The sequence below is a fragment of the Longimycelium tulufanense genome, from assembly GCF_014645795.1.
In the GTDB taxonomy this organism is placed as follows: Bacteria; Actinomycetota; Actinomycetes; order Mycobacteriales; family Pseudonocardiaceae; genus Longimycelium; species Longimycelium tulufanense.
Genome location: NZ_BMMK01000021.1, coordinates 1 through 25,861, shown reverse-complemented (window position 1 = coordinate 25,861; position 25,861 = coordinate 1). Strand labels below are relative to the sequence as shown.

The following is a 25,861-nucleotide window of genomic DNA, read 5'->3' as shown; positions in this document are numbered from 1 at the left end:
GCAACGGAAAACGGGGCCGGTGGGTGCCGAACCGGCCCCCGTCACGACGAACCGACTCAGGCGACCACGTTGACCAGGCGGCCCGGGACCACGATGACCTTGCGCGGTTCCTTACCGGCCAGCAACGCGACGATCTTCTCGTCCGCCAACGCCGCCGAGCGCACGTCGTCCTGTCCGGCCGAGGCGGGCACGACCACGCGCGAGCGCACCTTGCCGTTGACCTGGATCGGGTACTCGACGGTGTCCTCGACCAGGTACCTCTCGTCGGCCACCGGGAACGGGCCGGCCACCAGCGATCCCTGGTGCCCCAGCTTCGCCCACAGTTCTTCGGCGACATGCGGGCACAACGGCGCGAGCATCAGCACCAGCGGCTCGGCGATCATCCGCGGGGTTCCGGGGCCGGCCGAATACGTCTTGGTGACGAAATTGTTCAGCTCGATCAGCTTGGCGACCGCGGTGTTGTACCGCATGCCCTCGTAGTCCTCGCGCACACCGGCGATCGCCTTGTGCAGTGCGCGCAGTATCTCCTCGCCCGGCTCCTCGTCGGTCACCCGCAGCTCGCCGGTCCGCTCGTCCACCAGGTTGCGCCACAGCCGCTGCAGGAAGCGGTGGGAACCCACGACGTCCCGCGTCGACCACGGCCGGGAGACTTCCAGCGGCCCCATGGACATCTCGTAGAGCCGGAAGGTGTCGGCGCCGTACAGCGCGCACATGTCGTCCGGGGTGACCACGTTCTTCAGGCTCTTGCCCATCTTGCCGTACTCGCGGTTGACCTCCTGGCCCTGCCAGAAGTACTTGCCGTCCCGCTCCTCCACCTCCTCGGCGGGCACGTACGCGCCGCGGGAGTCGGTGTAGGCGTAGGCCTGGATGTAGCCCTGGTTGAACAGCTTGCGGAACGGCTCCTCCGAGCTGACGTAACCCAGGTCGTACAGCACCTTGTGCCAGAACCGCGCGTACAGCAGGTGCAGCACGGCGTGCTCGACCCCACCCACGTACAGGTCGACGCCGCCCGGGTCGCGCGGCCCGTGCTCCTGCGGCCGCTTCCCCATCCAGTACCGCTCCAGCTCGGGGTCGCAGAACCGCTCGTCGTTGCGCGGGTCCAGGTACCGCAGGTAGTACCAGCAGGAGCCGGCCCAGTTCGGCATCGTGTTGACCTCGCGGCGGTAGCGCCTGCGCCCGTCGCCCAGGTCCAGCTCGACCTCGACCCACTCGCCGGCGCGGGCCAGCGGCGGCGCCGGCTCGCTGCCGGCGTCGTCGGCGTCGAAGGTGCGCGGCGAGTAGTCGTCGACGTCCGGCAACAACACCGGCAGCTGGTCCTCGGGCAGCGCGATCGGCGTCCCCAGCTCGTCGTAGACGATCGGGAACGGCTCACCCCAGTACCGCTGGCGGGAGAACAACCAGTCCCGCAGCTTGTACTGGATGGTGCCCTCACCGTGACCGTGTTCCTCCAGCCAGGAGATGATCGCCTTCTTGGCCGCGTCCACGTCCAGGCCGTCCAGGAACCCGGAGTTCGTCGCCGGGCCCTCACCGGTGTACGCCTCGCCGTCGAAGTCCGCCGGCGGCTGCACCGTACGCACGATCGGCAGCCCGAAGGCGGTGGCGAAGTCCCAGTCGCGCTGGTCCTGGCCGGGCACGGCCATGATCGCGCCGGTGCCGTAGCCCATCAGCACGTAGTCGGCCACGAACACCGGGATCTGCTTGCCGTTAGCCGGGTTGGTGGCGTAGGCGCCGGTGAAGACACCGGTCTTGTCCTTGTTCTCCTGTCGGTCCAGCTCCGACTTCATGGCGGCGGCCCGCCGGTAGGCGACGATCGCCTCCGCGGGGGTCTCGGCGCCCTCGGTCCAGCGGACGTCGGTGTCGGCGGGCCACTGCGCGGCCATGATGCGGTCGACCAGCGGGTGCTCGGGCGCCAGCACCATGTAGGTGGCGCCGAAGACGGTGTCCGGCCGGGTCGTGAAGACCTCGATCGCCTCGTCACCCACGCCGAAGCGGATCCGGGCGCCGTGTGAGCGGCCGATCCAGTTCCGCTGCATGAGCTTGATCGGCTCCGGCCAGTCCAGCCGGTCCAGGTCGTCGACCAGGCGGTCGGCATAGGCGGTGATCCGCATCATCCACTGCCGCAGGTTGCGGCGGAACACCGGGAAGTTGCCGCGCTCGCTGCGGCCGTCCGCGGTGACCTCCTCGTTGGCCAGCACCGTGCCCAGGCCGGGACACCAGTTCACCGGCTCCTCCGACAGGTAGGCCAGGCGGTGTGAGTCGACAGTGCGGCGCCGTTCCAGCTCGGACAGCTCGCCCCACGGCCGGCCGTCCGGGGTGGCGCGCGCACCGGACTCGTACTGCCGGAGGAGGTCCTCGATCGGCCGCGCCCGGCCGGCCTCGGCGTCGTAGAAGGAGTTGAAGATCTTCAGGAAGATCCACTGCGTCCAGCGGTAGTACGCGGGGTCGGTGGTGGCGAAGGCCCGGGTCGGGTCGTGCGCCAGGCCCAGGCGACGCAGCTGGGCGCGGTAGCGCTCGATGTTGGCCTCGGTCGTGGTGCGCGGGTGCGTGCCCGTCTGCACCGCGTACTGCTCGGCCGGCAGGCCGAAGGCGTCGAAGCCCAGCGCGTGCAGCACGTGGTGGCCGGTCATGCGCAGGTAGCGGCCCAGCACGTCGGTCCCGATGTAGCCGAGCGGGTGACCGACGTGCAGGCCGGCACCCGAGGGGTACGGGAACATGTCCATCACGAACCGCTTGGTACCGGTGGGCCGGTCCGGCTCGCCCGGGTCCGGAGTACGGAACGTGGCCCGCTCCTCCCAGCGGTCCTGCCAGCGTTGCTCGATCGCGCCAGCGAGGTCCGCCGTGTAGCGGAACGCCGGCGTCTCCTCCGACTGCCCGCTGGTCTGGGCCGCGTTCGTCATCGCTCGTCCTCCCGGTGGCTTGCCGCCCCTGACAACAACAAACCCCTCAGGCCCACACAGAGGGCATGAGGGGTTGCCGCGCCGACCGTCTCCTGGTCAGCGCGGCCAGGTAAGAAGCAGGCGGGCCGCGTTCACGGGGTCAGGATAGCGCGCGGGTCCCACCCGCTTCTGCGCCGCCGCCGCACCGCACCGCGAGCGCGACCACCTGCGTGACCTGGGCGGGGTTGAAGTTGTCATCGCTGATCAGGACGAGGGAGCGCTCCCCGGTGGGCAGCCACGGCCCCCAGGCCATCCCCTCCAGATTGTCCACTTTGTACAGTGGTAGCTTGGCGAGGTCGACCAGGAGGCGCTTGCGGACCGGGCGCACGGCCTCGTCGAGCCGGTCCCGGTGCAGGGTGTTGCTGGCGCCACGGACATCGAACTCGTAGATCCGCACCCTGTTGCCCACTCCACGCACGTAGGCACGTTCCATTGCCAGGTAGTGATGGCGGTCAACGGCCAGTACCTCGACGACGCCGTTGTTACCCGGACCCGCATCGGAGAACACCGGTTCCACCGGGTAGGCCACCTGCCGCCCGGGCCGGCCGCTGCGCTTGTCGAGGAAGGTGAACCGCACGAGCGCACCGTGCTCGGCGGTGGGTTCGGCACCGTCCTGGTGGAGTGGGCCCTCCATCGCCGCGAGGAGCTGGCGGCCGTCGCTGCTCAGCGCGAGCCCCTCCAGGGTGGCGTTGCGTCGTGGCCCGCGTTCCTCGGTGCTCATCCGCAGGTGCGGCGGGACCGAGAGTTCTCGCACGTGGGCCCCGTCGCGAGTGGCTTGGCGGACGAACGGGTCGAGCAGCGTCGGGGCCGCCCGCTCTCCCTCGCTGGTCCAGTAGAACGTGCGGTCCGCCGGGTCGATGCGGAGTGCTTCCGGGTCGGGGCCGTCCGGGGCGCCGGGCGGGTACGGCGTCCCGTCGGGCCGCAGCAGCGGGGTGACCCCGGTGACCCGCACGTCGTGCAGACCGCGGGCGTCGAGCTGGAGGCGGGCGCGGTAGAAGCGGGCCGGTCCCCGGGCGGAACGATCGTCACTGAGCAGCAGCCACTCGCCGGTCCACGGGTCCCGGTCGAGCCCGGACAGGCCACCGACGGGCGTGCCGTCGACGGTCAGGTCCTTGGGCAGCACCTGCTCACCCAGGAGACGGGCGTGCCGGAGGCCGGCGATGGCCTCGGCGGGTGTGGTGGCGCCGGTGATCATGGCGGCCGTGACCAGGGCGGCCGTGAGGACGCGGGTCGACATGGTGCGCAGCACACCGGACCGGGGTGACCACCAGGTGGACGCGTGGTCACGCTTACGCTCCTGACGTGACGTCCGCAGTTGGTGCCGCCCCACCCGGCCTGCAGATCGCGTGCTGCGTCGTGCTCCTGGCCCTGGGCGCGATCCTGGCCATCGTCGGCTGGCGCGGCTTCCGCGGGACGCTCTCCCGGAACCGCTTCGCCGGGGTCCGGACCAGGGCGGCGTTGCGCAGCGAGGAGACGTTCCGGTTGGCCAACCGGGTCGCGGGGCTGCCCAACCTGGTCGCCGGCGCGGTGGCCGGGCTGGCGGGGCTGGCGACGCTGGGGCTGCCCGGCACGGCGAGCGTGCTGGTGGTCGGTGCGGTCGGCCTGGTGGGCGCGTTCGGGCTGGCGACCGCCGGCAACGTGCTCGGCGCGCGGGCGGCGGCCGCGCTGCCGGAGCCGGAGCCCGCCGGGTGCGGTGGCTGCTGCGGCGGGTGCACCGTGAAGCAGTCGCTCTGTGGCAACTAGTGATCACTTCGCTGGGTCGCTCACAGTTCCGGCGCAGTACGACCGCGGAGCGACGACGCCCAGACGTGGGTGCTCTCGCAGGGATTGATGAGTTTGCGCTGATCAGTTGCGTGCGACGTCGATCGGGTGGGTGGCCAGCATGGCCAGCGGCATGCCCTGGCGGCGCAGCACCCGGCCCCACAGGTCGAGGCCCGGCGGGCTGAGCACGTCGTCCGGCAACGCGGGCACCACCAGCCAGTCCCCGCGTTCGATCTCGTCGCCGAGCTGGCCGGAACCCCAGCCCGAGTAACCGGCGAAGACCCGCAGGCCCCGCATCCTGGGCGCCAGGTCGTCGGGGTCGCTGTCCAGGTCGACCAGGGCGATCGGCCCCCGCACCCCGATCACCCCGGGCACGCTCACCGCGTCCTCGCCGGTGCGCAGGGCGGCCAGGCACAGCGCGGTCTTCTGCTCGACCGGGCCACCGAGGAACACCGCCTGCGGCCGGCTGGCGTACTGCCCCCAACTGGGCAGCACGTCGTGCACGGCCACCTCGCTCGGCCGGTTCAGCACGACCCCGAGAGTGCCCTCACCGCGGTGGTCGATGACGTACACCACCGTCCGGCGGAAGTTCGGGTCGAGCAGGCCGGGCGTGGCCACCAGGAGCGTTCCCGGCTCGACGTCTGCGTCGGGTCGCACCGGCCCATGATTCCATCGCGCCACGCTGCGACGTGGGTCACGTCGATCTCTGCCAGCGACGGGAACAAGCGGGCGGCCCAGCGCGTTGGGCCTGATGGTCGGTGGCCACCGTGTCCCCCGGGCCCACTGAAGAAGAGCCTTCGCGGAATACCGTCCGGCTGGAGCCGCGTCGCGCCACGCCGCCGAGAGGCGACCGGGTCACCGACCACCGCTGGCCGGGCCGTCGGGCCCGGCCAGTGGCTTGTCCGGCCGCTGTGCCGACGCTGCCCCGCTTGCCGCTCGCACCCGGTGCCTTCCCTGGTCACCCGGCCATTGCCGGGTCATCGCAGAGCGGCCCCGGCCGCCGTAGGCTCGACTTCCGTGACGTCCTTGGGCGCGGTGGGCGCGATCAACAAGGTCGGAGCCCGACGCCTGTTCGCCGGCGGTGGGTTCCGACGGTTGCTGGCGTCCCGGTTCGCCGCCCAGTGGGGCGACGGCATGTTCCAGGCCGGTCTCGGCGGTGCCGTGCTGTTCAACCCCGAGCGCCAGGCCGACCCGATCGCGGTCGCCATCGGCCTGGCGGTGCTCCTGCTGCCCTACTCGGTGATCGGCCCCTTCGCCGGTGCCTTCCTCGACCGGTGGGACCGCCGCCGCGTCCTGGTGGTGGCCAACCTGCTGCGGGGCGTCCTGGTCGTGGTCACCGCCGCCGCGGTGGGCGCCGGGATCGCGGGTGTCCCGCTCTACGCCGGCGCATTGCTGGTCATGGGTGTGAGCCGGTTCGTCGGCGCCGGTCTGTCCGCATCGCTGCCGCACGTGGTGGACCGCGACCACCTGGTCGAGGCGAACGCCGTCGCCGCCACCCTGGGCGCGGCCGTCGCCGCCGTGGGCGGCGCCTGCGCCATCGCCCTGCGCCCCGTGCTCGGCGTGGACAACACGGGCTCCGCACTGGTCACGGGGTTCGCCGTGCTCGGCTCGCTGGTCGCGGCGGTCGCGGCGGCCAGGTTCGCCAGGGGCGAGCTCGGCCCCGACGAGTTCGACGAACCCCCGCAGACGATGGTCGCGGTGGCGCACGGCCTGGCCGACGGCGGCCGCGCCGCCGCCCGGACCCCCACCGTGGCCGCCGGTTTCGCCGCCCTGCTGACCCACCGGCTGGCCTTCGGCGTCTCCACGCTGGTCGGCCTGCTGCTGATGCGGTACTGGTTCACCGACGGCGCGGTCTTCCGGGCCGGCATCGCCGGGGTGGGGCAGGCGGTCGCCGGGGGAGCCGCGGGCATGCTCGTCGCCGCGGTGGTCACCCCGCCCCTGGTCTCCTACTTCGGCCGCCGCCGCGCCATCGCGGGTGCGCTGGTCGTGGCGGCCGCGGCGCAGCTCGGTCTGGGGCTGCTGCTGGCGTTGCCGACGGTGGTGATCGCGACCTTCGTCCTCGCCGGGGCGGGCCAGGTGGTCAAGCTGTCCCTGGACGCGGCGGTCCAACAGGACATCGGCGACGAGGTGCGGGGCCGGGTCTTCGCCCTCTACGACACCCTGTTCAACGTCGCCTACGTCGTCGCGGTGGCCCTGGCCGCGTTCGTCGTCCCCGCCGACGGTTACGCGCCCGGGCTCCTCGCCACGGCGAGCGTCGTCTACCTGGTCGGGCTGATCGGCTACCTCACCGTCGAGCGCCCCGACCGGGGCTGACGGGCACGGTCCACCCCGGGCCGGCGGATCGCCCCGGGGGGCGTGGGTCACCTCAGCCCTGGCCGGGCGGCTCGATGCCCTGCTCGGCGGCCCAGCGCAGCAGCTCGGCCACGGCCTCGTCGTGCGAGAGCGGCCCGCGGTCCAGCCGCAGCTCCTTGAGGTGCTTCCACGCCTTTCCCACCAGCGGGCCGGGCGGGATACCCAGGATCCGCATGATCTCGTTGCCGTCGAGATCGGGCCGGACCCGCCTGAGGTCCTCCTCCTCGGCCAGCCGCTGGATCCGCTCCTCCAGGTCGTCGTAGGTGCGCTGCAGGGCCTGTGCCTTGCGCCGGTTGCGCGTGGTGCAGTCGGCCCGAACCAGCTTGTGCAGCCTCGGCAGCAGGTCGCCGGCATCGGTCACGTACCGCCGCACCGCGGAGTCGGTCCACTGTCCGGTGCCGTAGCCGTGGAACCGCAGGTGCAGGTAGACGAGCCTGGCGACGTCCTCGGTGATCTCCTTGGAGTACCGCAGCGCCTTCAGCCGCCGGCGCGTCATCTTCGAGCCCACCACCTCGTGGTGGTGGAAGCTCACCCCCCCACCGGGCTCGAACCGCCGGGTCGCGGGCTTGCCGATGTCGTGCAGCAGGGCCGCCAGCCGCAGCACCAGGTCCGGCCCGGCGGACGGGTCGTCGCGCTCCTCCAGCTCGATCGCCTGCTCCAGCACAACCAGCGAGTGGTGGTAGACGTCCTTGTGCTGATGGTGCTCGTCGATCTCCAGCCGCATCGCCGGCACCTCGGGCAGCACGTGGTCGGCCAGCCCGGTGTCGACCAACAGCTCGATGCCGCGCCGGGGTTGGCTGCCGCAGATCAGCTTGCTCAGCTCGGTCTGCACCCGCTCGGCGGTGATCCGGTTGATCTGCTCGGCCATCTCCTGCATCGCCGCCAGCACGCGCGGTGCCGGCCGGAAGCCGAGCTGGGAGACGAAGCGGGCCGCGCGCAGCATCCGCAGCGGGTCGTCGGCGAAGGAGTCCTCGGGCGCGGCCGGGGTGTCGAGCACTTCCTCGACCAGCGCCTCCATCCCGTCGTGCGGGTCGACGAACCTGCGCTCCGGCAGCTGCACCGCCATCGCGTTGACGGTGAAGTCCCGGCGCACCAGATCGCCCTCGATGGTGTCGCCGAACGTGACGTCGGGGTTGCGGCCCACCCGGTCGTAGACATCCGCACGGAAGGTGGTGATCTCCAGGGTGGCGCCGTGCTTGGTGGCACCGACGGTGCCGAAAGCGATACCGGTGTCCCAGACCGCGTCCGCCCAGCCGGCGAGGATCCGCTGCACCTGCTCCGGCCGCGCGTCGGTGGTGAAGTCGAGGTCGGTGCCCAGCCGGCCCAGGAGCGCGTCCCGTACGCTGCCGCCGACGAGGTACAGCCGGTGCCCGACGGCCTCGAACCGCTCGGCCAGCTCGTCCGCGACCGGCGCCACCTTGAGCAACTCCACCACCGCATTCCGCTGCACCGCACCGCGTTGTGCCGTCAGCCGGTTGCTGTCGGTGGCGGCCGCGGTGTCCTTACCGTGCTGGGTGCGGTTGGTGGGAGGCACGGGGGACCAGGGTACTTGGCGCTGCCGGGCCGGCCGGCGCGGCGAGCCGGTCACCGGCAGGTGCGGCTTCACTACCATCGCCATCATGCCCCCGTCGTCCGGTCGTTCCGGCGGTAGCAGGCCGGGGCGCCGGGGTCGGCGCCGGGGTCGGCGGCTGCGGACCGTGGACGAGACGTCCGCCGGTGGGCTCGTGGTGGACACCGGCCGGCACAGCGCCGCGGTCATCGGCCGCCTGGACAGACGCGGCCGGCTGCTGTGGTCCCTGCCCAAGGGCCACATCGAGCCGGGGGAGACCGCGGAGCAGGCGGCGGTGCGCGAGGTCGCCGAGGAGACCGGCATCACCGGGCGCGTACTCGGTGCGCTGGGCACCATCGACTACTGGTTCGTCGCCGACGACCGGCGGGTGCACAAGACGGTGCACCACTTTCTGATGCAGGCGGTCGGCGGCGAGCTTTCCGACGAGGACGTGGAGGTCACCGAGGTGGCGTGGGTGCCGCTTGGTGAGTTGGACGAGCTGCTCGCCTACGCCGACGAGCGGCGGCTGGTGCGCCGGGCGTCCGAGCTGCTGACGGAGCGCGCGTGACGCGGCCGCGTCGGGCGCTGATGGCGGTGCTGACCGCGGTGGTGGCGGTGCTGGCGGCACCGCTGCCCGGGACCGCACACGCCCAGCACGCCGCCGAGCTCAGGCTCGACCTGACCTCCTACGGGCCCCGGATGGTGACCGCCGGCGGGCCGGACAAGATGACGGTGACCGGCCGGCTCACCAACATCGGCGGGCGCCGCGTCGACAACGTTCAGGTCCGGCTGCAGCGCGGCGATCGGATTCCCACCGCGGACCGGCTCGACGACGCACTGTCGGGCACCGCGACCAACATGGGCTTCATCCAGCCGGCCAGCCAGCAGGTCGCCACCAGCCTGGACCCGGGCCGGTCGGTGACCTTCCGCCTCGAGGCCCCGCTGCTCGGCTCCACGCCGGACTCGCTGCGGATCACCGAGCCGAGCGTCTACCCGGTCCAGGTCGAGGTGACCGGCCGGCCCGGCTACGGCCCGCAGGGGCGGGTCGCCGAGGCGCACATGCTGCTGCCCGTGCTCGGCCTGCCCGGGGACGGGGCCAGGGCCGCGCCGTCGGGTTCGGCACCCCAGCTCAGCCTGGTGTGGCCGGTGGTCGACAAGCCACGCGCGGTGAGCACAACGCCCGACGGCCGGCCGGTGCTCGCCGACGAGGAGCTGGTCAACTCGCTCGGCCCGAACGGCCGGCTGCACAACATCCTGCGCGCCGTGGAGCAGGAGACCTCGGCGGACTCCCCGGTGGGCAACGCCCTGTGCTTCGCCATCGACCCCGACCTGGTCCACACCGTTACGGCGATGGCCGAGAAGGGCTACCAGGTCCGCACCGGCAACGGCGTGGCCGAGGGCACCAGCGCCAACACCGCCAGGGCATGGCTGGACCGGCTCAAGGAAGTGACCAAGGGTCGGTGCGTGTTCGCACTGCCCTTCGCCGACCCCGACCTGGTGGCGCTGTCCCGTGCGGGCCTGGCCGACCAGGTCGGCGAGGCGATGAAGGGCGCCGACCAGGTGCATACCGCCCTGGGCACCCAGCTGCTGCAGAACGTGGTGTGGCCGGCCGGCGGGCTGCTCGACGAGCGGGCACTGTCCGACCTGGTCGTGAACGGGACGCAGACGGTGCTGGTGGAGCCGCGTGGGCTGCGCGACGAGCCGCCGGGGCTGGCCCCGGTCCGCGTGTCCGCCGGCCGCCCCAGCGGGGGCAGCATGCCGCTGGCCCTGCAGCTGGACCCGCTCTTCACCCAGGCCCTCGCCGCGGGCGCCCCGCCGGCGACCGCGGTGCAGGACGCGATCGGGGTGCTCGCACACCGGACCGCGGTCGCGCGTCCCCAGGGGCCGCTGCTGCTCGCACCCCCGCGGCGCTGGGACTACTCCCTCGACGACATGCGTGCCCTGCTCCGGGCGGTGCGCGAGGTGGCCGACGCCAAGCTCGCCGAGCTGACCTCCCTGCAGCAGCTCACCGCGCTGCAGCCCGACGGCCGGACCGCGGGGCTGAACTACCCGGTCGACGCCGGGAACCAGGAGGTTCCGGCCGCGGTCACCGCCCGCGTCACCGGAGTCCGCAACCAGGTGCGGGACCTGCGCGCCGCGGCCAGCGCCGACCCGGCCACCAACTACGAGCCGGGCACCCTGCTCGGCCCCATCTCCTACGGCCTGCTCCGCAGCACCTCGACCGCGTGGCGCGGCTCACCCGAACTGGCCCAGCGCTGGGCCGCCAGCACAGACGGGCAGCTCACCGACATCCGGCACAGCATCAAGGTGGTCAAGGCCAACTCCTACACCCTGGCCTCCTCGGACAGCCCGCTGCCGCTGACGATCACCAACGAGCTCCCCGTCAACGTCGACGTCCGGATCCACATCGCCGACACCGCCGGGGTGCGCACCCAGGAGATCGAGGTGCAGCGGGTACCGGCGCGGGGCAGCGTGCAGCGCCGGATCCCGGCCCAGGTGGAGCGGTCGGGGCGGTTCTTCGTGGACGTCCGGCTGGCCACACCGGGTGGCACAGCTCTCGGTGAGCCAGTCCGGCTCACCCTCGAGTCCACCGCATACGGCAGCATCACGACCGGCATCACCATCGGCGCCGCGGTCCTGCTGCTGGCGCTTTCCGCGCGCCGTGTGATCCGCCGCGTCAGGACGGCACGTGCCGGCAAAAACGGGAATCATGGCGCACCGACGGCGCATGCCGGAGACGGCCAGGAGTGACCACGGAAGTGGTCGGCGGCTCGACGCCGAGCCGGGCCGGCTCTTGGCCACCCTCCGGGTGCGGCATGTCGGTGCAGGCGAGGTGCACGCCCGGGAGGGCGGTGACGAGGGAGCGAGCGAGAGCTGATGCAGGGGCGACAACCAGGGCCCACGGGTCCGACACCGCCCGGCCAGGGGCAGCCGCCCTCCGACGGTGAGGCAGCGGAGCGGACCCAGCAGCTCCCCCGGATCGCTCCGCCGACGTCCCAGCCGCACCCACAGCAGCCACCGGTGGGAGCGCCTCCGGCCACCCCGCACCAGGCTGGACCTCCCGTCTCGCACCAGGGTCCGCCGCAGCCGCCGGCGGCCCCGGGTTCCCCTGGTTCTCCGGTTCCGCCATCCTTCCCGGCCCAGCCACCGCCGGGTGCCCCGCCCGGAGCAATGTCGGGCGCCGCGGACCCGCCGACGCAGCCGATCCCCCGGATCGACCCGGCCGCGGCCCAGACCCAGGTGATACCGGCCGCGAAGACGACGGTCATGCCGACCACCGCGGCGGCCGAGACCCAGATCATTCCGGTGGTCCCGGCGGACCCGGAGACGCGGATCACCGGCTCCGGCGACGTCGAGTCGGGCATCCAGGAGCGGTCGCTGGCCCGCGACAGCCTCTCCATGGTCATCCCGACCCTGGTCAGCCGGATCACCGGCTTCGTGTCGAAGCTGCTGCTCGCCGCGGTGATCGGTACCGGGGTGGTCAACGACTCCTACCAGGTCGCCTTCACGCTGCCCAGCGCCGTCTACGAGCTGCTGCTCGGCGGCGTACTGACGAGCGTCGTCGTGCCCTTGCTCGTACGGGCGCAGAAGGAGGACGCAGACGGCGGCGAGGCGTACGCGCAACGCATGGTCACGATGGCCACGGTGCTGCTGGGTATCGCCACCGTCCTCATGGTCATCTCGGCGCCGCTGCTGATCCGGCTGTACATGAGCAGGGGGGCCGACAGCCAGGCGAACCCCGAGCTGGCCACGGCACTGGCCTACCTGCTCATGCCGGAGATCCTGTTCTTCGGGCTGGGCGCGTTGTTCACCGCGATCCTCAACGCCCGGCACGTGTTCGGTCCGCCGGCGTGGGCGCCGGTGCTCAACAACGTCGTCGTGATCGTCGGGCTCGGCCTGTACTCCATGGCCCCGGGCGAGATCAGCCTGGACCCGGTCCAGATGGGCAACACCAAGCTGCTCATCCTCGGCATCGGCACGACCATGGGCATCGTCGTGCAGGCGGCCTGGGTGGTGCCGGCGCTGCTGCGCAGTGGCTTCCGCTTCCGCTGGCGTTGGGGCCTGGACCCGCGGTTCAGGGAGTTCGGCGGGCTGGCCGCCTGGGTGATCGCCTACGCGGCGATCAGCGCGGTCAGCATGTTCGTGATCATCCGGGTGGCCACCGGGCACGCCGCCGGCGGCGTCACCGCGTTCAACTACGCCTGGCTGCTGTGGCAGCTGCCCTACGGCGTGCTGGGGTTCTCCCTACTGTCCGCGATCATGCCGCGGATGAGCGCGTCCGCGGCCGACCACGACGTGCCCGGGGTCGTGGCGCACATGTCGCAGGGCGCGCGCCTGTCCACCGTCATGCTGACCCCCCTCAGCGGCGTGCTCACCATCGCCGGCATCTCCACGGGCATCGTGCTGTTCTCCTACGGCAAGTCCTCGCCGGAGAACGCCTACCGCCTGGGCTACGCGCTGGCGCTGTCGGCGTTCGGGTTGGTGCCGTTCTCGCTGAACATGCTGCAGCTGCGGGTCTTCTACGCGATGAAGGACTCCCGGACGCCGACGCTGATCAACGCGATCCGGGTCGGGGTCATGGTGCCGATGTCCCTGCTCGTGCCCGTGCTGTGGCACGACACGAACGAGGTCGTGGTCGGGCTCTCCGCGGTCTACTCGTTCAGCTTCGTGGTCGGCGCCGTCGTGGGACAGATCTGGCTGCGCGCCCGGTTGGGCCATGCCGACACCAAACGGCTGTTGACAACAACGGGTAAGGCCGTGGGAGCCACGATCGGGGGTTGTCTCGCCGCCTGGCTGGTGACGAGCCTGGTCCTGGCATTGCTCGGCGTGAGCGGCGCGTCCGAGGACCGGCTTCTCACCGCGTGGATCTCGTTGCCGCTCGAAGTACTTGTCACCCTCGCCGTGTCGTTCGGCCTGCTCGTGGTGCTCAGGACGGAGGAGCTGGGACCGGCCGCCCGACGTATCGCCGGTCTCGTCCGGCGTCGCTAGCTTCAGCGGTCCCGTACTCTCGACTCGAGTCTCCGCGCTGCCGCAGGGGCCGGCCGGCGCCCCCGGGAGAGCGCGGAGCAGGAGAGCACACGGGTGACTGGGAAGCCGACGGACTACGCCATGCCGCGCCGCGACCGTGCGGCGCAGAGCCGCGCCGGGCTCGTACCGGGCGCGATCCTGGGGGAGGGCCGCTACCGCCTGCTGTCGAGAGTGGGCACCGACCACCGGTGCAACGCGGAGTTCTGGCGCGCCCGCGACGGCTCGCTCGGCCGCGACGTCGCCATGACCGTGCTCGTGGGTGAGCACCAGAACGTCGAGGTCGCCGGCCGGGCCCGCAAGTCGCTGGAGCGGGCCACCCACATCTGCGGCTTCATCCACCCCGGCATGGCCCGGGTACTCGACGTGCTCAGCCCGAGCAAGGGCGACCCGGCCGGCGTGCTCGGCATGGTGGTGGCCGAGTGGACCCAGGGCACCGACCTGGTCGACCTGGTGGCCGACGGCCCGCTGCCGGCCGGCACCGCGGCCCGGCTGCTGGAGCCGCTGGCCGCCGCGGTGGAGGCCGCGCACCACGTGGGCCTGGTCCTCGGCGCCGACCACCCGCAACGCATCCGGGTGACGCCCGAAGGTGAACTCCGGCTGGCGTTTCCCGGCCCGCGCCCGGACTCCACGCCCCGCGACGACGTCCGCGCCGTCGGCGCCTCGCTCTACCTGCTGCTCACCGGGCGGTGGGCGTTGCCCGGCGGGCCGAACAGCCTGCCCACCGCGCCGATGGGGCCGGACGGCACCGTGGTCGCGCCGAGCACGCTCCGGCCGGTGGTGCCGCACCAGCTCTCCACCATCGCGGTGCGCAGCCTCGTCGACACCAGCATCGGTGGCGTGCGCACCGGTGCGGCCGTCCTCCAGGTGCTGGAGCAGGCCGCGGCGGCCGAGGCCGAGACCGCGATGCTGAGGGCCATCCAGGAGCGGGGCGGGCCGAACCCGACCCCGGAGGAGCAGGCCGAGCGGGAGCGGGAACGCCAGCGCCGACGCAAGCTCCTGATCAGCGTGGCCGTGCTGACCGTCGCGACGATCGCGGTGATCGCCTTCGTCGGGATGCAGGCCGTCAGCCTGGTGGTCGGCGACGACAAGCACAGCGCTCCGCCGCTGGTGGTGGGCCAGGGCCCGACCGGGACGTCCGGCCAGCCCGCGCCGAGGGTGGGCCCGAAGGTCGGGATCGCCTCGGTCGACGTGGTGACCCCGCCCGGCACCGGGGCAGACAACGCGGCCACCGCCGATCGCGTGATCGACGGCGACCCGGGTACCTGGTGGCGGACCGAGGTCTACAAGCAGCAGTTCCCCGCCTTCAAGAACGGGGTCGGGCTGCTGCTGAGGCTCACGGACCCGGCACCGCTGAGTAAGGTCACCATCGACTCGCCGAGCAAGGGCACCAAGGTGCGGCTGGTCGCGGTCGACTCCCCCGACGCCAAGCCGGAGGACGGGACGGTGCTCGCCGAGCGGAAGCTGGAGCAGGAGCGCACCGAGATCCGGATCGACAAGCCCGAGCGGGTCCGCTACCTGCTGGTGTGGATCACCGAGCTGGCCGATGAGAACCCCGGTTACCAGTCGGCGATCGGCGAGGTCGTCCCCTACGCACGCGGGTGAGATCGCGCTGCGCCACCCGCGCCGGCCTGGTCCGTGCGAGCCGTTGTCCTTGCGCGTGCGGGTGAATCGTTTCACCCGAGGGCATGGTGGGGGTGATGGCGATCACTCCCGTTATTCTCACGCGCGTGACAGCCGCCGCCAGTTCGGACGCCGACCTCATAGCGGCCCACGCCGCCGGCGATCCACACGCGTTCTCCGAGCTGGTACGCCGCCACCGGGACCGCATGTGGGCGGTGGCCCTGCGCACGCTCCGCGACCCGGAGGAGGCCGCGGACGCGGTGCAGGAAGCGTTCATCTCGGCGTTCCGCGCTGCCTCGTCGTTCCGGGCGGAGTCCCAGGTCACCACCTGGTTACACCGCATCGTGGTCAATGCCTGCCTGGACCGGGTCCGGCGCCGGCAGAGCCGGCCCACCGTGCCGCTGCCGGAGGCCGGGCCGGGCGAACCGGCCAGCCCGCGGGACGCCATGGCCGAGCGGGAGACCCGGCTGGCCGTGCAGGACGCGCTGGCCGGGCTGCCCGACGAGCAGCGCGCCGCGATCGTGCTGGTGGACGTGGAGGGGTACTCCGTGGCCGAGACGGCCCGGTTGCTTGACGTCGCCGAGGGCACCGTCAAGAGCCGGTGTGCGCGGGGGCGTGCCAGGCTGGCCAAACTACTGGGACACCTGCGGAACCCCGATGCAGGTGCGAACGTCCCAGATGACGCAGCCATGCGTCGACGGGAGGGACGATGACCGGCAACGAGCGGTCGGGCCGCGGGCTCGACCCGGTGCGCGGGTCGGAGGCCGCCGCCACGGCGGGACCGCGGTGGTCCCTCGACCTCCTCGCCGACCTGCACGCCGGCGCGCTCGACCCCGAGGTCGAGGCGGAGCTGCGGTCCCGGGTGGCCGCCGACCCGCAGGCCCGCGAGGTGCTCGCGGCGCTGGACGCCACCGTGGACGAGCTGGCCGCGTTGCCGCCGGTGCCGATGCCGGCCGAGGTGGCCGAACGCATCGACAAGGCACTGGCGGCCGAGGCGTGGGAGCGGGAAGCCTCCCGGCGCGGGCCGGCACCGGCACCGGTGGAGCAACTCCCGAGCCCGCCACCCCCGTCGTCGGTGCCGGTGGAGCGGCCCGCCGCGCCGGTCGTCGACATCGAGGCGGCACGGCAGCGGCGCAACCGGCGGCTCGGGTGGGGTGCCGGCCTGCTGGCCACGGCCGCCGCTGTGCTGGGCCTGGTGTTCGTCAACCTGCCCCGCGACACCGGTGGCAGCCCGCAGCCCGGTGCGGCCGACGACGGGGCGGGCTCGCCGCCGCTGGCGCTGTCCGAGGGGGACGTCAGGGCCGGCAAGGTGCCGGTCAACGACGTCCTGGGTGCCCGGGACTACGGGCCGCTGGAGGGCCCGGAGCGCATCCGGGGCTGCCTGGCGGCCGCGGGGATCACGGACCCGGGTGAACCGCTGGGCACCAGAACGGTGCAGCTGGAGCAGCGCAAGGCCGTGCTCGTGTTGCTCCCGACCGGCGAGTTCACCAGATACCGGCTGGTGGTGCTCGGCGACGAGTGCGGTCCGGACAAGCCGCAGGTCCTGTCCGACACCGTGATCGGCCGTCGCTGATCAGCGAGAACCACGGTTCTCCCGGCGCGGGCCGTTCGCTACGCCACAGGTGCGCGGGCGCGCCGGCCGAAGCCCCTGCTCACAGCTTGCCGTGATCGCCGTCACCCGGAGGTCGAGGGAACAGGCGCCCCTACGATCGCGTTGAAGGCGGGTGCGCCCCGCTCGATATCCGCAAGCCGCCCACCGGTGGCGGCCGAGGAGGTCCGGGGCGCGTAGCAAGGTGGCGCGATGACAGCGCGCTCCTGGAGACGGAAGGGCCGATGGTGACTGGCGAGATCCGGGACCTGATCGTGGTGGGCTCGGGGCCGGCCGGCTACACCGCCGCGGTGTACGCCGCCCGCGCACAGCTGCGCCCCCTGGTGTTCGAGGGCACCCAGTACGGCGGCGCCCTGATGACCACCACGGAAGTGGAGAACTACCCCGGGTTCCGCGAGGGCATCATGGGCCCCGAGCTCATGGAGCAGATGCGGGCCCAGGCCGAGCGGTTCGGCGCCGACCTGCGGGCCGAGGACGTGGAGTCGATGGAGCTCACCGGCCCGGTCAAGACCGTGGTCGCAGGCGGGGTCGAGCACCGCGCCCGGGCCGTGGTGCTGGCCATGGGTGCCGCTCCCCGCTACCTGGGCGTTCCCGGTGAGCAGCAGCTGCTCGGCCACGGCGTCTCGTCCTGCGCCACCTGTGACGGCTTCTTCTTCCGCGACCACGACATCGCGGTGGTCGGCGGCGGGGACTCCGCCATGGAGGAGGCCACCTTCCTCACCAAGTTCGCCCGGTCGGTGACGATCATCCACCGCCGGGAAGAGTTCCGCGCGTCCCGGATCATGCTGGAGCGTGCCCGCACCAACGACAAGATCCGCTGGATCACCAACGCCGTGGTCACCGAGGTGCTCGGCGACGGCAGCGTCTCCGGGGTGCGGCTGCGCGACACCGTGACCGGCGAGGAGTCCAACCTGGACGTCACCGGCCTGTTCGTCGCGATCGGCCACGACCCGCGCAGCGAGCTGGTACGCGGCCAGGTCGATGCCGACGAGGAGGGCTACGTCCGGGTCCAGTACCCCACCACGCGGACGAACCTGCCCGGCGTGTTCGCCGCCGGCGACCTGGTCGACCACACCTACCGGCAGGCCGTCACCGCGGCGGGCTCCGGCTGCTCGGCCGCCATCGACGCCGAGCGATGGCTCGCCGAGCACCCCGTGCCGGCCGAGCTGGTGGGCGGCGGTTACGCCGCCAGCACCGACGCCGAAGCCGCGACCGCCGCCGTCAACTGACCGGGCACCGGCGCCCCACCCCATCCGAGCGAGGAGAGAGCATGGCCGGCAACACCAAGACCGTGACCGACAGCAGCTTCGTCGAGGACGTGCTGCAGAGCGACAAGCCCGTCCTGGTCGACTTCTGGGCCACGTGGTGCGGCCCGTGCAAGATGGTCGCTCCGGTGCTCGAGGAGATCGCCGCCGAGCACGGCGAGAAGATCACCGTCGCGAAGCTGGACATCGACCAGAACCCCGCGACCGCCCGCGACTACCAGATCATGTCCGTGCCGACCATGATCCTGTTCCAGGGCGGCGAGCCGGTGAAGCAGATCGTGGGTGCCAAGCCGAAGCAGGCACTGCTGACCGACCTCGCCGAGGTGCTCTGAGCCGGTGCGCTCGAGGCGCACCCCACGGCGTGCAACGCCAACCGCGACCCATCCGTCCTGTTACTGGGCGGATGGGTCGTCGGCGTTCGGGGTAAGCCCATCGGGTACACCTCGGTGGCCGGTCGACCGCAAGCCGTAGCCCCACCGGGGCGATCACTGGCGGCAAGGCACAATAGGACGGCACGTTGCGCGTCGGCCCCCGCCGGCGCCCGAGACGAGCGAGGGGTGCATGCAGCTACTCCGTCGTGGGGACACCGGGCCGGCGGTGGCCGAGATCAGGGCCACGCTCGTCGCGTTGGGACTCCTCCCGCCGGCCAACGGCCAGCCCGGGGCGCCGGTCTTCGACGCCGCGACGGAGCATGCGGTGCGCGCCTTCCAGCAACAGCGCGGCATGATCACCGATGGCGTCGTCGGCCCGGCCACCTACGAGGCATTGCGTGCGGCGCGCTGGCGGCTGGGTGACCGCAACCTCACCTTCCTCGTCTCCAGGCCGATGCGCGGCGACGACGTGTTCGCCCTGCAGGAACGGTTGCTGGAGCTGGGCTACGACGCCGGGCGGCCGGACGGGGTGTTCGGCAAGCAGACCGAGCTGGCGCTGCGCAGCTTCCAGCGGGACTACGGCCTGGTCGTGGACGGGATGTGCGGTCCGGGGACGCTGCGTGCGCTGCGCCAGCTGCAACCGAAGGTGCGTGGCGGGCGGCCGGTGTTCCTGCGCGAGCAGGAGCGGGTCCGGATGGCCGGTCCGCGGCTGCGGGGCAAGCGCATCGTCATCGACCCGGGCCACGGTGGGCCGGACCGCGGGGTGCTGGTGCACGGCGCGGCCGAGGCCGACCTGATGTGGGACCTCGCCCGCCGGCTGGAGGGCCGGATGGTGGCCACCGGGATGGAGGCGTTGCTGTCGCGCGGGCCCGCGGTGTGCCCGGCCGAGGCCGAGCGTGCCCAGTTCGCCAACAACGCCGGCGCCGACCTGTTCCTGTCTCTGCACGTGGACGCCAACGCCTCACCGCTGGCGCAGGGGGTGGCGACCTTCCACTTCGGCACCGGCAACGGCACCACGTCGACGGTGGGGGAGGCGCTGGCCGGCTTCATCCAGCGCGAGCTGGTCGCCAGGACCGGGATGCTGGACTGCCACCCGCACCCGAAGACCTGGGAACTGTTGCGGCTGACCCGCTGCCCGGCGGTGCGCATCGAGGTGGGCTACCTCACCAACGCGGACGACCGCCGGCGGCTGCTGGACCCCACGTTCCGGGACGTGGTGGCCGAGGGCATCCTGGTCGCGGTCAAGCGGCTCTACCTGCTGGGCAAGGACGACCAGCCCACCGGCACGTTCACCTTCGAGGACCTGCTGCGCCACGAGCTGGCCAAGGCGGAGTGAACGGTCGAGATGCTCGGGCGCGGCCAGCCGCGGGCCGACGGGCAGCTCGAGGTGGCGCGAACCCAGGAAGCCACCGGCACGCGACCAGTCGAGAATGACCCGCTTTCCGCGGGAGCCGAGGCGGGAGTTCTCGCCCACCACTACGGGGCTTTCGTTTTCCCTGGTCACGGACTACCTGAGCGCCTCCTTGGAGGCCCGACAGCACGTGCCCGGGCAACGCCGTCCCCTGGGGCCGTGTCCCCTTCGGCGACCGCTGGCCACATCGCTCGTCTCGACTGGCGCCCGAATCAGGGGATCAGCGCGGGATCGCGGGGGTGGCCTGTCCGATCGTGACCGAGCCCAGCAGCCGCTCCAGGGCCGCCTCCACGTCCTCCTTCCAGGACAGCGCGGTGCGCAGCTCCAGCCGCAGCCGGGGCCAGTGCGGGTGCGGGCGGACCGTCTTGAAACCCACCCGGAGCAGGAAGTCGGCCGGGGTGACGCAGGTCGTGTTCTCGTCCGCCTGGGCATCGGCAAAGGCTTCGATGGCCTTGACGCCGCGTCGGGTGAGGTCCTTGGCGACCGACTGCACAAGCACCCGGCCCAGGCCCCCGCCGGCGAACTCCGGCGCCACGCGCAGGGCGGTGAGCAGGACAGCATCCGGGCTGACCGGGCCGCTCGGGAAGGCCACCGCGCGGGGAACCACGGCGGGTGGGGCGTAGAGCGCGTAGCCGGCGGGCACCCCGTCCACGTAGGCGATCCTGCCGCAGGAGCCCCACTCCAGCAGCACGTTGGAGACCCAGGCTTCCTTCTCGAACTCGGTCTGCCCGTACTCCTCGGTCTGCTCCTTCAGGTGCGGGGCGACCTCCCAGAACACGCAGCCCCGACACTGCCGGGGAAGGTGGTCGAGGTTGTCCAGGGTGACGCCGATGACGCGTCGCGACACCAGACCTCCCGCGTAGGGCGCGGCACCCGGCGCGCCCGGGTGCCGATACTGGCGGGTGTGAGCTTCGCCGGAAGGTCTGCCGTCCGGTTCCGCCACGCCCCGTACACTCGGCCAATCTGCCGGAAACCGTCCTGACGGAGGACCGACGCTCGGAGCGCCACCATGAACCTACCCGGATCGCAGCCGGCCCGCCAGCAGCCCACCAGCGGCGTTGCCGCCGCGGCGGCGGGGTCTGCGGCGGCCGCGCCGGCGGGTTCACCGGAGGCGGCCCAGGCGACCGAGCAGGTCGGTGGGCAGTCCGGCGGCCGCAGCCTCGACCCGCACCTACGGCGGTACGCGCAGCGCGCCGCGGGGATGCGGGCCTCCGAGGTCCGGGCGTTGTTCGCGGTGGCCAGCCGCCCCGAGGTGGTGTCTCTGGCGGGCGGCATGCCGAACCTGGCCGCGCTGCCGCTCGACACGCTGGCCACCGACGTCGCCGAGCTGGTGGCGACGGAGGGCCAGAGCGTGCTGCAGTACGGCTCCGCGCACGGGCTGCCGGCGCTGCGGGAGCAGATCTGCGACGTCATGGCGTTGGAGGGGATCTCTGCCCACGCCGATGACGTGGTCGTCACCGTGGGCTCCCAGATGGCGCTGGACATGGTGACCCGGGTGTTCTGCGACCCGGGGGACGTGGTGCTCGCCGAGGCGCCTTCCTATGTGGGCGCGCTCAGCACCTTCTCCGCCTACCAGGCGGAGGTCGTGCACGTAACCATGGACGACGAGGGCCTGCAGCCGGAGGCGCTGCGCCAAGCGCTGGACACACTGGCCGGCCAGGGCCGCCGGGTGAAGTTCCTGTACACGATCCCGAACTTCCACAACCCCGGGGGCGTCACGCTGGCCGTACGGAGACGGGCCGAGATCCTGGACATCTGCGCCCGGCACGGGGTGCTGGTGATCGAGGACAACCCGTACGGTCTGCTCGGGTTCTCCGACCAGACCTATCCGGCGCTCCGCTCGATGGAGGCGGACAACGTCGTCTACCTCGGGTCGTTCTCCAAGACCTTCGCCTCGGGCCTGCGCGTGGGCTGGGCGCTCGCGCCGCACGCGGTGCGGGAGAAGCTGGTGCTCGCGACGGAGTCGGCGACGCTGTGCCCGCCCGCGTTCAACCAGGCCATCGTGTCCCGGTACCTCGCCCGCTACGACTGGCAGGGCCAGATCAAGCAGTTCCGGGCCGCCTACCGGGAGCGGCGGGACGCCATGCTGGCCGCCCTGGACCAGCATCTTCCACCGGGGTGCTCGTGGACGAAGCCGGACGGTGGCTTCTACGTGTGGCTGACGGTCCCGGAGGGGCTGGACACCAAGGCGATGCTGCCGCGTGCGGTGACCCAACGTGTCGCGTACGTCCCGGGGACCGCCTTCTACGCGGCCGGCTTCGGTTCCCGCCAGATGCGGCTGTCGTACTGCTACCCCACGCCGGAACGCATCCGGGAAGGGGTGCGCCGGCTCGCTTCGGCGCTGGAGGCCGAGCAGGAGCTGCTGCACACGTTCGGTGCCCGGTCGGCCGGGGGTGGCAGGCCCGAGGTTGCCGGCGGGCAGTCGCCGTCCCCGGACACCGCCTGATTCCAGTTCCTTCGTCATCGCCGTGGACGGTTTCCGGTTCACGGCGAGCCCGTTGTTCGCCGGAAGGGGAGTCGTCACGTGACCGATCGCTTCGTCGCCGTGCTCTCGGGTGGGCTGTCGCACGAACGCGAGGTGTCGGTGCGCTCCGGACGCCGGCTGTCCGCGGCGCTCCGCTCCGCCGGGCTGACCGTGGCGGAGTGGGACGCCGACGGCGGGCTGCTGCCCCGGCTCCGCGAGGAACGTCCCGACGCGGTTGTGGTCGCCTTGCACGGCGGCGAGGGCGAGAACGGTTCCATCCAGTCGGTGCTGGAAATGCTGGGAGTGCCGTTCGTCGGCACCGACCCGCGGGCCTGCCGGCGGGCGTGGGACAAGCCGACGGCCAAGGCGGAGCTGGACCGCGTCGGGCTGGCGACGCCGGACTGGGTGGCGCTGCCGCACAGCACCTTCCGGGAGCTGGGTGCACAGGCTGTGTTGGACGCGCTCGTGGAGCGGCTGGGCCTGCCGTTAATGCTTAAGCCCGACCAGGGCGGCTCCGCGCTGGGCGCCCAGGTCGTACGGGACGCCACGGAGCTGCCCGCCGCGATGGTCGGCTGCCTCGCCTACGCCGACACCGTGCTCGCCGAGCGGTTCGTCGAAGGCGTTGAAGTCGCCGTAGCGGTCGTGGAGGGGCCGGACGGCCCCCGGGCCCTACCAGCAGTGGAGATCGTGCCGGAGAGCGGCATCTACGACTACGACGCGCGGTACACGGCTGGCCTGACTACCTACCATGCGCCGGCGCGCCTGAACGAGGGCACGGCGACTGCCGTGGGGGAGCTGGCTGTCGCGGCGCACCGGTTGTTGGGGCTACGGGACGTGTCGCGTACGGACGCGATCGTGGCGCCTGACGGCCGGGTGTACTTCCTGGAGGTGAACGTGTCTCCAGGGTTGACCGAAACGTCGTTGCTGCCCATGGCTGTCGAGGCCGCCGGCCACTCCCTGGGCCAGGTGTATGCGGGCCTCGTCGAGCGGGCAGTCAGCCGGGCTGCCGATCGCTGATTCGCGCGAGGAACTGCGCGGCAGGAGCGCACGGCCAGTGACGCTCCCGCCGATCTTCGTGGTCTACGATCACTCTGCTTGGTGATCAAGATTCTCCTTCGGGTGCCATACCTTTCGCTGCCGGGCCGATGCAGGCATGCTTGGTGATGCGGGCTTCACGCCCCCTTGGGGACCAACTCTCGTTGCGGACCTTCTTCTACGGCTTATGCCGTCTGCCTTGTCAGGTCATGTTGTGACGCCGTGTCCCCGGTTTCCTCGTTTCGCCTGAGCTGACGAACGTCGATTCGTCGTGCCCAGCACGAGGTTTTGCCAGACAGCAGTGGGTGTTGCTGACGCATGCACCCGTCACCGACCTGAAGGGAACACGACATGAGCACCGTGTCGACCGCAGCATGGCAAAAGCCATCTGCCCAGGTGCACCGGAATTCCGGGAGTTGCTCGCGAACTCCTTGGGAGCGCCACCTTCCGTTACCGGGAGGCCGCGCACCCCGGCGCGCGGCCTTGCCCGCCGCCTGGGCTGGTTTGTGCGGTGACGCCGAGACCGATGTCTGTGGTCATGGCACCTGGCCCCAGCTCCCTGGAGGCCGGGCCGTACGGCGCGCCTCGCGTCCGCGACATCCCGGCCCGGTCCAGGTCCTCGGGCCACCCGCCCCTTCCCTCCCCGTTGTGAACTCGAGTTCCACCGTTGGAAGGCGGCAGCTGTCTTCGGCAGCCCGTGGCTTCAACGCTGTCGCCACGACGTTCCTGCCGGCCGCTGCCTACCTCCTCGGCCAGGCCGACAGCGGACTGACGAGCGCACGCGCCGTCGAGCGGCGGCGGTGCCGTGAGGCATGCGAGTCGCTGGTCGAGTCGCCGATGCCCACCAACGACATGGCACCGGTGCCACCACCACACGCTCAGCTCGTTCCAGAGCCTGGCGGGCCGGGTGTGCGAGAACCTCCGCCAGGCATACCGCAAGCGGGAGACCTTCAAGGGTTCCTCCTCGTTCCGGGTGTGGCGGTGCCGGATTGTGACGAACGTGCGCCCAAACGTCCCGAAGCGCCACCGGCGGCGGCCTGCCGGCAGGTGAATGTTGCGAGCACCGGAGCCCATCGAGGCGCTCTCGACAGATCAACCGGCTCCCTGTCCGTCCTCCTCTCAGGACCCCCATCAGTACAGGGATCTGCGCGCCAGAGCGGTGGATTCCCTGTCCCCGGCCACGCCACCCGTGCCCCCACGCGACTCACTGTTGATTTATCGACAATGCCTCGTGGCATGCCTCGAGCAGGAAGGCGGCGATGGCCCTGCCCAGGCCGGCGGGGTCCTCCGTCGGCAAGAAGTGTCCGCGGCCTGGGAGCTCGCAGAGCACGGCATTCGGCCGGCGCTCGATCATCTGCCGAGCCATCTCCGCACTGAGGAGCGGGCTGCGACCACCCCGGACCAGCAGGGCTGGGCAACTGGAGGACACCCAGTCCGACCAGTAATCACCAACCGCAGCTCGTTGGGAGGTCATCATGTCGTCATAGTCGAACAGAAAACCCCAGCCGTCCGGACGTTCGACGGCACTGTCCAGGAAGTAGCCGACGTCTGGCACTCCCCGGATCTCGATCTCACGACCTAGGTCGTGGCGGCTGGCCACCCCGCGTGGCCAGCCGCGGAGATCGAGGATTGGGTGCTCAACGTGCGGTTTCCCAGTCACCGCCCCGATATCCACGACCACGAGCGCACGCACGAGGTCCGGATACCGGGCGGCGAGCTGATAGGCCGTCACCCCACCGGAGGAGTGCCCCAGGACAACGGCAGGAGCCGGGAGGTACTGACGGAGAAGCTCGGCGGCGTCGGCAACGTAGGCGCCGCGACTGAAGTCACCACGCGCCTCGCTCGCACCATGCCCTCGCTGGTCAAAGCTGATCAGCCGGAACTGGTCAGGAAGTCGCTGAGCCAGCCCCGCGAATGTCCTGCCACGGCCAAAATGCCCGTGCAGGGCGAGCATCGGAACGCCCGGACCACCCCAGTCCACAACCGACGTCGGGCTCCCACGGAGAACGACCCGATACTCCTCGACCACGCAGAAACACCCCAACTACGACACTGCCTACCCGCCTGACTACACCTAGCCCGACGCGTTACCAAATTTCCCTGTCACACAACCGTTTCCGCCGGCCAGCCTAGATCGAACCCCGCCACGCGAGAACACATGACAGAGTTCCGCACACCTCCTTTGGACGGTGCGGTGGTCCCGGCCGCCATCGCGGCCCAACGAACAGCCGTTCCAGGCAGTACGGGGACGATATCGGCTTACCGCTGGGCCCAAGCCTGTCGTCGGTGTGGTCCAACAGCCCAGTACCAGGCGCGTCAGGCTCATGCTTCGCCCAAGTGCTCTTGGGTTGCCACGAAAGGACCTGCTGGGGTGGTTGGTCCGCGACACCTAGACGAGTAATTCCGAAGTCGGGGTGGTCCCTGGAGACAGGCGAAGGGTGTCCAAGATCGGGTTGTGAC

General features: G+C 71.8%; 19 protein-coding genes. 13 read left to right on the top strand and 6 right to left on the bottom strand.

The window, feature by feature from the left end; translation table 11 throughout:
- Window positions 1-56 precede the first annotated feature (56 nt).
- Together leuS and IEY55_RS20230 are read right to left on the bottom strand one after the other, a co-directional pair.
- The gene (gene leuS, locus IEY55_RS20235; RefSeq protein WP_189060077.1) at window positions 57-2,897 is read right to left on the bottom strand and encodes a leucine--tRNA ligase; all 2,841 of its coding nucleotides are present in this window, start codon (window positions 2,895-2,897) and stop codon (window positions 57-59) included.
- A 139-nt stretch (window positions 2,898-3,036) separates the two neighbouring features.
- Window positions 3,037-4,173 carry an esterase-like activity of phytase family protein gene (locus IEY55_RS20230; protein ID WP_189060076.1) on the bottom strand — a complete coding sequence of 379 codons (1,137 nt, stop codon included), beginning with the start codon at window positions 4,171-4,173 and terminating at the stop codon, window positions 3,037-3,039.
- A gap of 65 nt (window positions 4,174-4,238) precedes the next feature.
- Here IEY55_RS20230 and IEY55_RS20225 point away from each other — a divergent pair, with 65 nt between their 5' ends.
- The gene (locus IEY55_RS20225) at window positions 4,239-4,679 is read left to right on the top strand and encodes an SdpI family protein (RefSeq protein ID WP_229686574.1); all 441 of its coding nucleotides are present in this window, start codon (window positions 4,239-4,241) and stop codon (window positions 4,677-4,679) included.
- Window positions 4,680-4,781: 102 nt separating this feature from the next.
- Here IEY55_RS20225 and IEY55_RS20220 read toward each other — a convergent pair whose 3' ends face one another.
- On the bottom strand, window positions 4,782-5,354 hold the full coding sequence (locus tag IEY55_RS20220) for a YqgE/AlgH family protein (protein WP_189060075.1): 573 nt from the start codon (window positions 5,352-5,354) through the stop codon (window positions 4,782-4,784).
- Between the two features lie 360 nt (window positions 5,355-5,714).
- Between IEY55_RS20220 and IEY55_RS20215 the strand changes: the two genes are divergently transcribed.
- The gene (locus IEY55_RS20215; protein WP_373290038.1) at window positions 5,715-7,010 is read left to right on the top strand and encodes an MFS transporter; all 1,296 of its coding nucleotides are present in this window, start codon (window positions 5,715-5,717) and stop codon (window positions 7,008-7,010) included.
- Between the two features lie 52 nt (window positions 7,011-7,062).
- Here IEY55_RS20215 and IEY55_RS20210 read toward each other — a convergent pair whose 3' ends face one another.
- A complete protein-coding gene (locus IEY55_RS20210; protein ID WP_229686588.1) occupies window positions 7,063-8,520 on the bottom strand; it encodes a CCA tRNA nucleotidyltransferase in 1,458 nt (485 codons plus the stop codon).
- A gap of 148 nt (window positions 8,521-8,668) precedes the next feature.
- On the opposite strand from IEY55_RS20210, the gene IEY55_RS20205 reads away from it, so the two are divergent.
- From IEY55_RS20205 to IEY55_RS20165, 9 genes are all read left to right on the top strand, one after another.
- Window positions 8,669-9,166, top strand: a complete 498-nt coding sequence (locus tag IEY55_RS20205; RefSeq protein WP_189060073.1) for an NUDIX hydrolase — start codon at window positions 8,669-8,671, stop codon at window positions 9,164-9,166.
- Window positions 9,163-11,349 (top strand): DUF6049 family protein, encoded by a 2,187-nt coding sequence (locus IEY55_RS20200; protein ID WP_189060072.1) that lies wholly within the window; start codon window positions 9,163-9,165, stop codon window positions 11,347-11,349. Before IEY55_RS20205 ends, IEY55_RS20200 begins: the two co-directional genes overlap by 4 nt.
- 420 nt (window positions 11,350-11,769) lie before the next feature.
- Window positions 11,770-13,587: a murein biosynthesis integral membrane protein MurJ gene (gene murJ / locus IEY55_RS20195; protein ID WP_189060071.1), complete on the top strand. Its 1,818-nt coding sequence runs from the start codon at window positions 11,770-11,772 to the stop codon at window positions 13,585-13,587.
- Between the two features lie 93 nt (window positions 13,588-13,680).
- Window positions 13,681-15,228: a protein kinase family protein gene (locus IEY55_RS20190; protein WP_229686573.1), complete on the top strand. Its 1,548-nt coding sequence runs from the start codon at window positions 13,681-13,683 to the stop codon at window positions 15,226-15,228.
- A gap of 125 nt (window positions 15,229-15,353) precedes the next feature.
- Complete coding sequence (gene sigM, locus IEY55_RS20185; protein ID WP_189060070.1) at window positions 15,354-15,959, top strand: RNA polymerase sigma factor SigM; 606 nt, start codon at window positions 15,354-15,356, stop codon at window positions 15,957-15,959.
- On the top strand, window positions 15,956-16,819 hold the full coding sequence (locus IEY55_RS20180; protein ID WP_189060069.1) for an RsmA family anti-sigma factor: 864 nt from the start codon (window positions 15,956-15,958) through the stop codon (window positions 16,817-16,819). The genes sigM and IEY55_RS20180 overlap by 4 nt, the downstream gene beginning before the upstream one ends.
- Window positions 16,820-17,079: 260 nt before the next feature.
- A complete protein-coding gene (trxB, locus tag IEY55_RS20175; RefSeq protein WP_189060068.1) occupies window positions 17,080-18,084 on the top strand; it encodes a thioredoxin-disulfide reductase in 1,005 nt (334 codons plus the stop codon).
- A gap of 41 nt (window positions 18,085-18,125) precedes the next feature.
- Entirely contained in the window at window positions 18,126-18,452 is a 327-nt protein-coding gene (gene trxA / locus IEY55_RS20170) for a thioredoxin (protein ID WP_189060067.1), read from the top strand.
- A gap of 229 nt (window positions 18,453-18,681) precedes the next feature.
- Window positions 18,682-19,827, top strand: a complete 1,146-nt coding sequence (locus tag IEY55_RS20165) for an N-acetylmuramoyl-L-alanine amidase (protein ID WP_189060066.1) — start codon at window positions 18,682-18,684, stop codon at window positions 19,825-19,827.
- 295 nt (window positions 19,828-20,122) lie between these two features.
- On the opposite strand, the gene IEY55_RS20160 is transcribed toward IEY55_RS20165, so the two are convergent.
- Window positions 20,123-20,749, bottom strand: a complete 627-nt coding sequence (locus IEY55_RS20160) for a GNAT family N-acetyltransferase (protein ID WP_189060065.1) — start codon at window positions 20,747-20,749, stop codon at window positions 20,123-20,125.
- 162 nt (window positions 20,750-20,911) lie between these two features.
- Here IEY55_RS20160 and IEY55_RS20155 point away from each other — a divergent pair, with 162 nt between their 5' ends.
- The gene (locus IEY55_RS20155) at window positions 20,912-22,348 is read left to right on the top strand and encodes an aminotransferase-like domain-containing protein (RefSeq protein ID WP_189060064.1); all 1,437 of its coding nucleotides are present in this window, start codon (window positions 20,912-20,914) and stop codon (window positions 22,346-22,348) included.
- Window positions 22,349-22,426: 78 nt separating this feature from the next.
- Window positions 22,427-23,383 carry a D-alanine--D-alanine ligase family protein gene (locus IEY55_RS20150; RefSeq protein WP_189060063.1) on the top strand — a complete coding sequence of 319 codons (957 nt, stop codon included), beginning with the start codon at window positions 22,427-22,429 and terminating at the stop codon, window positions 23,381-23,383.
- 1,222 nt (window positions 23,384-24,605) lie between these two features.
- Here IEY55_RS20150 and IEY55_RS20145 read toward each other — a convergent pair.
- On the bottom strand, window positions 24,606-25,430 hold the full coding sequence (locus IEY55_RS20145) for an alpha/beta fold hydrolase (RefSeq protein WP_229686572.1): 825 nt from the start codon (window positions 25,428-25,430) through the stop codon (window positions 24,606-24,608).
- Window positions 25,431-25,861 lie beyond the last annotated feature (431 nt).

Bases quoted from the DNA above. Each gene is read 5' to 3' on its own strand.
- IEY55_RS20165 (WP_189060066.1), top strand. From the start codon at position 18,682: ATGCAGCTACTCCGTCGTGGGGACACCGGGCCGGCGGTGGCCGAGATC.
- leuS (WP_189060077.1), bottom strand. From the start codon at position 2,897: ATGACGAACGCGGCCCAGACCAGCGGGCAGTCGGAGGAGACGCCGGCG.
- trxA (WP_189060067.1), top strand. From the start codon at position 18,126: ATGGCCGGCAACACCAAGACCGTGACCGACAGCAGCTTCGTCGAGGAC.
- IEY55_RS20180 (WP_189060069.1), top strand. From the start codon at position 15,956: ATGACCGGCAACGAGCGGTCGGGCCGCGGGCTCGACCCGGTGCGCGGG.
- IEY55_RS20205 (WP_189060073.1), top strand. From the start codon at position 8,669: ATGCCCCCGTCGTCCGGTCGTTCCGGCGGTAGCAGGCCGGGGCGCCGG.
- murJ (WP_189060071.1), top strand. From the start codon at position 11,770: ATGTCGGGCGCCGCGGACCCGCCGACGCAGCCGATCCCCCGGATCGAC.
- IEY55_RS20155 (WP_189060064.1), top strand. From the start codon at position 20,912: ATGAACCTACCCGGATCGCAGCCGGCCCGCCAGCAGCCCACCAGCGGC.
- trxB (WP_189060068.1), top strand. From the start codon at position 17,080: ATGGTGACTGGCGAGATCCGGGACCTGATCGTGGTGGGCTCGGGGCCG.
- IEY55_RS20230 (WP_189060076.1), bottom strand. From the start codon at position 4,173: ATGTCGACCCGCGTCCTCACGGCCGCCCTGGTCACGGCCGCCATGATC.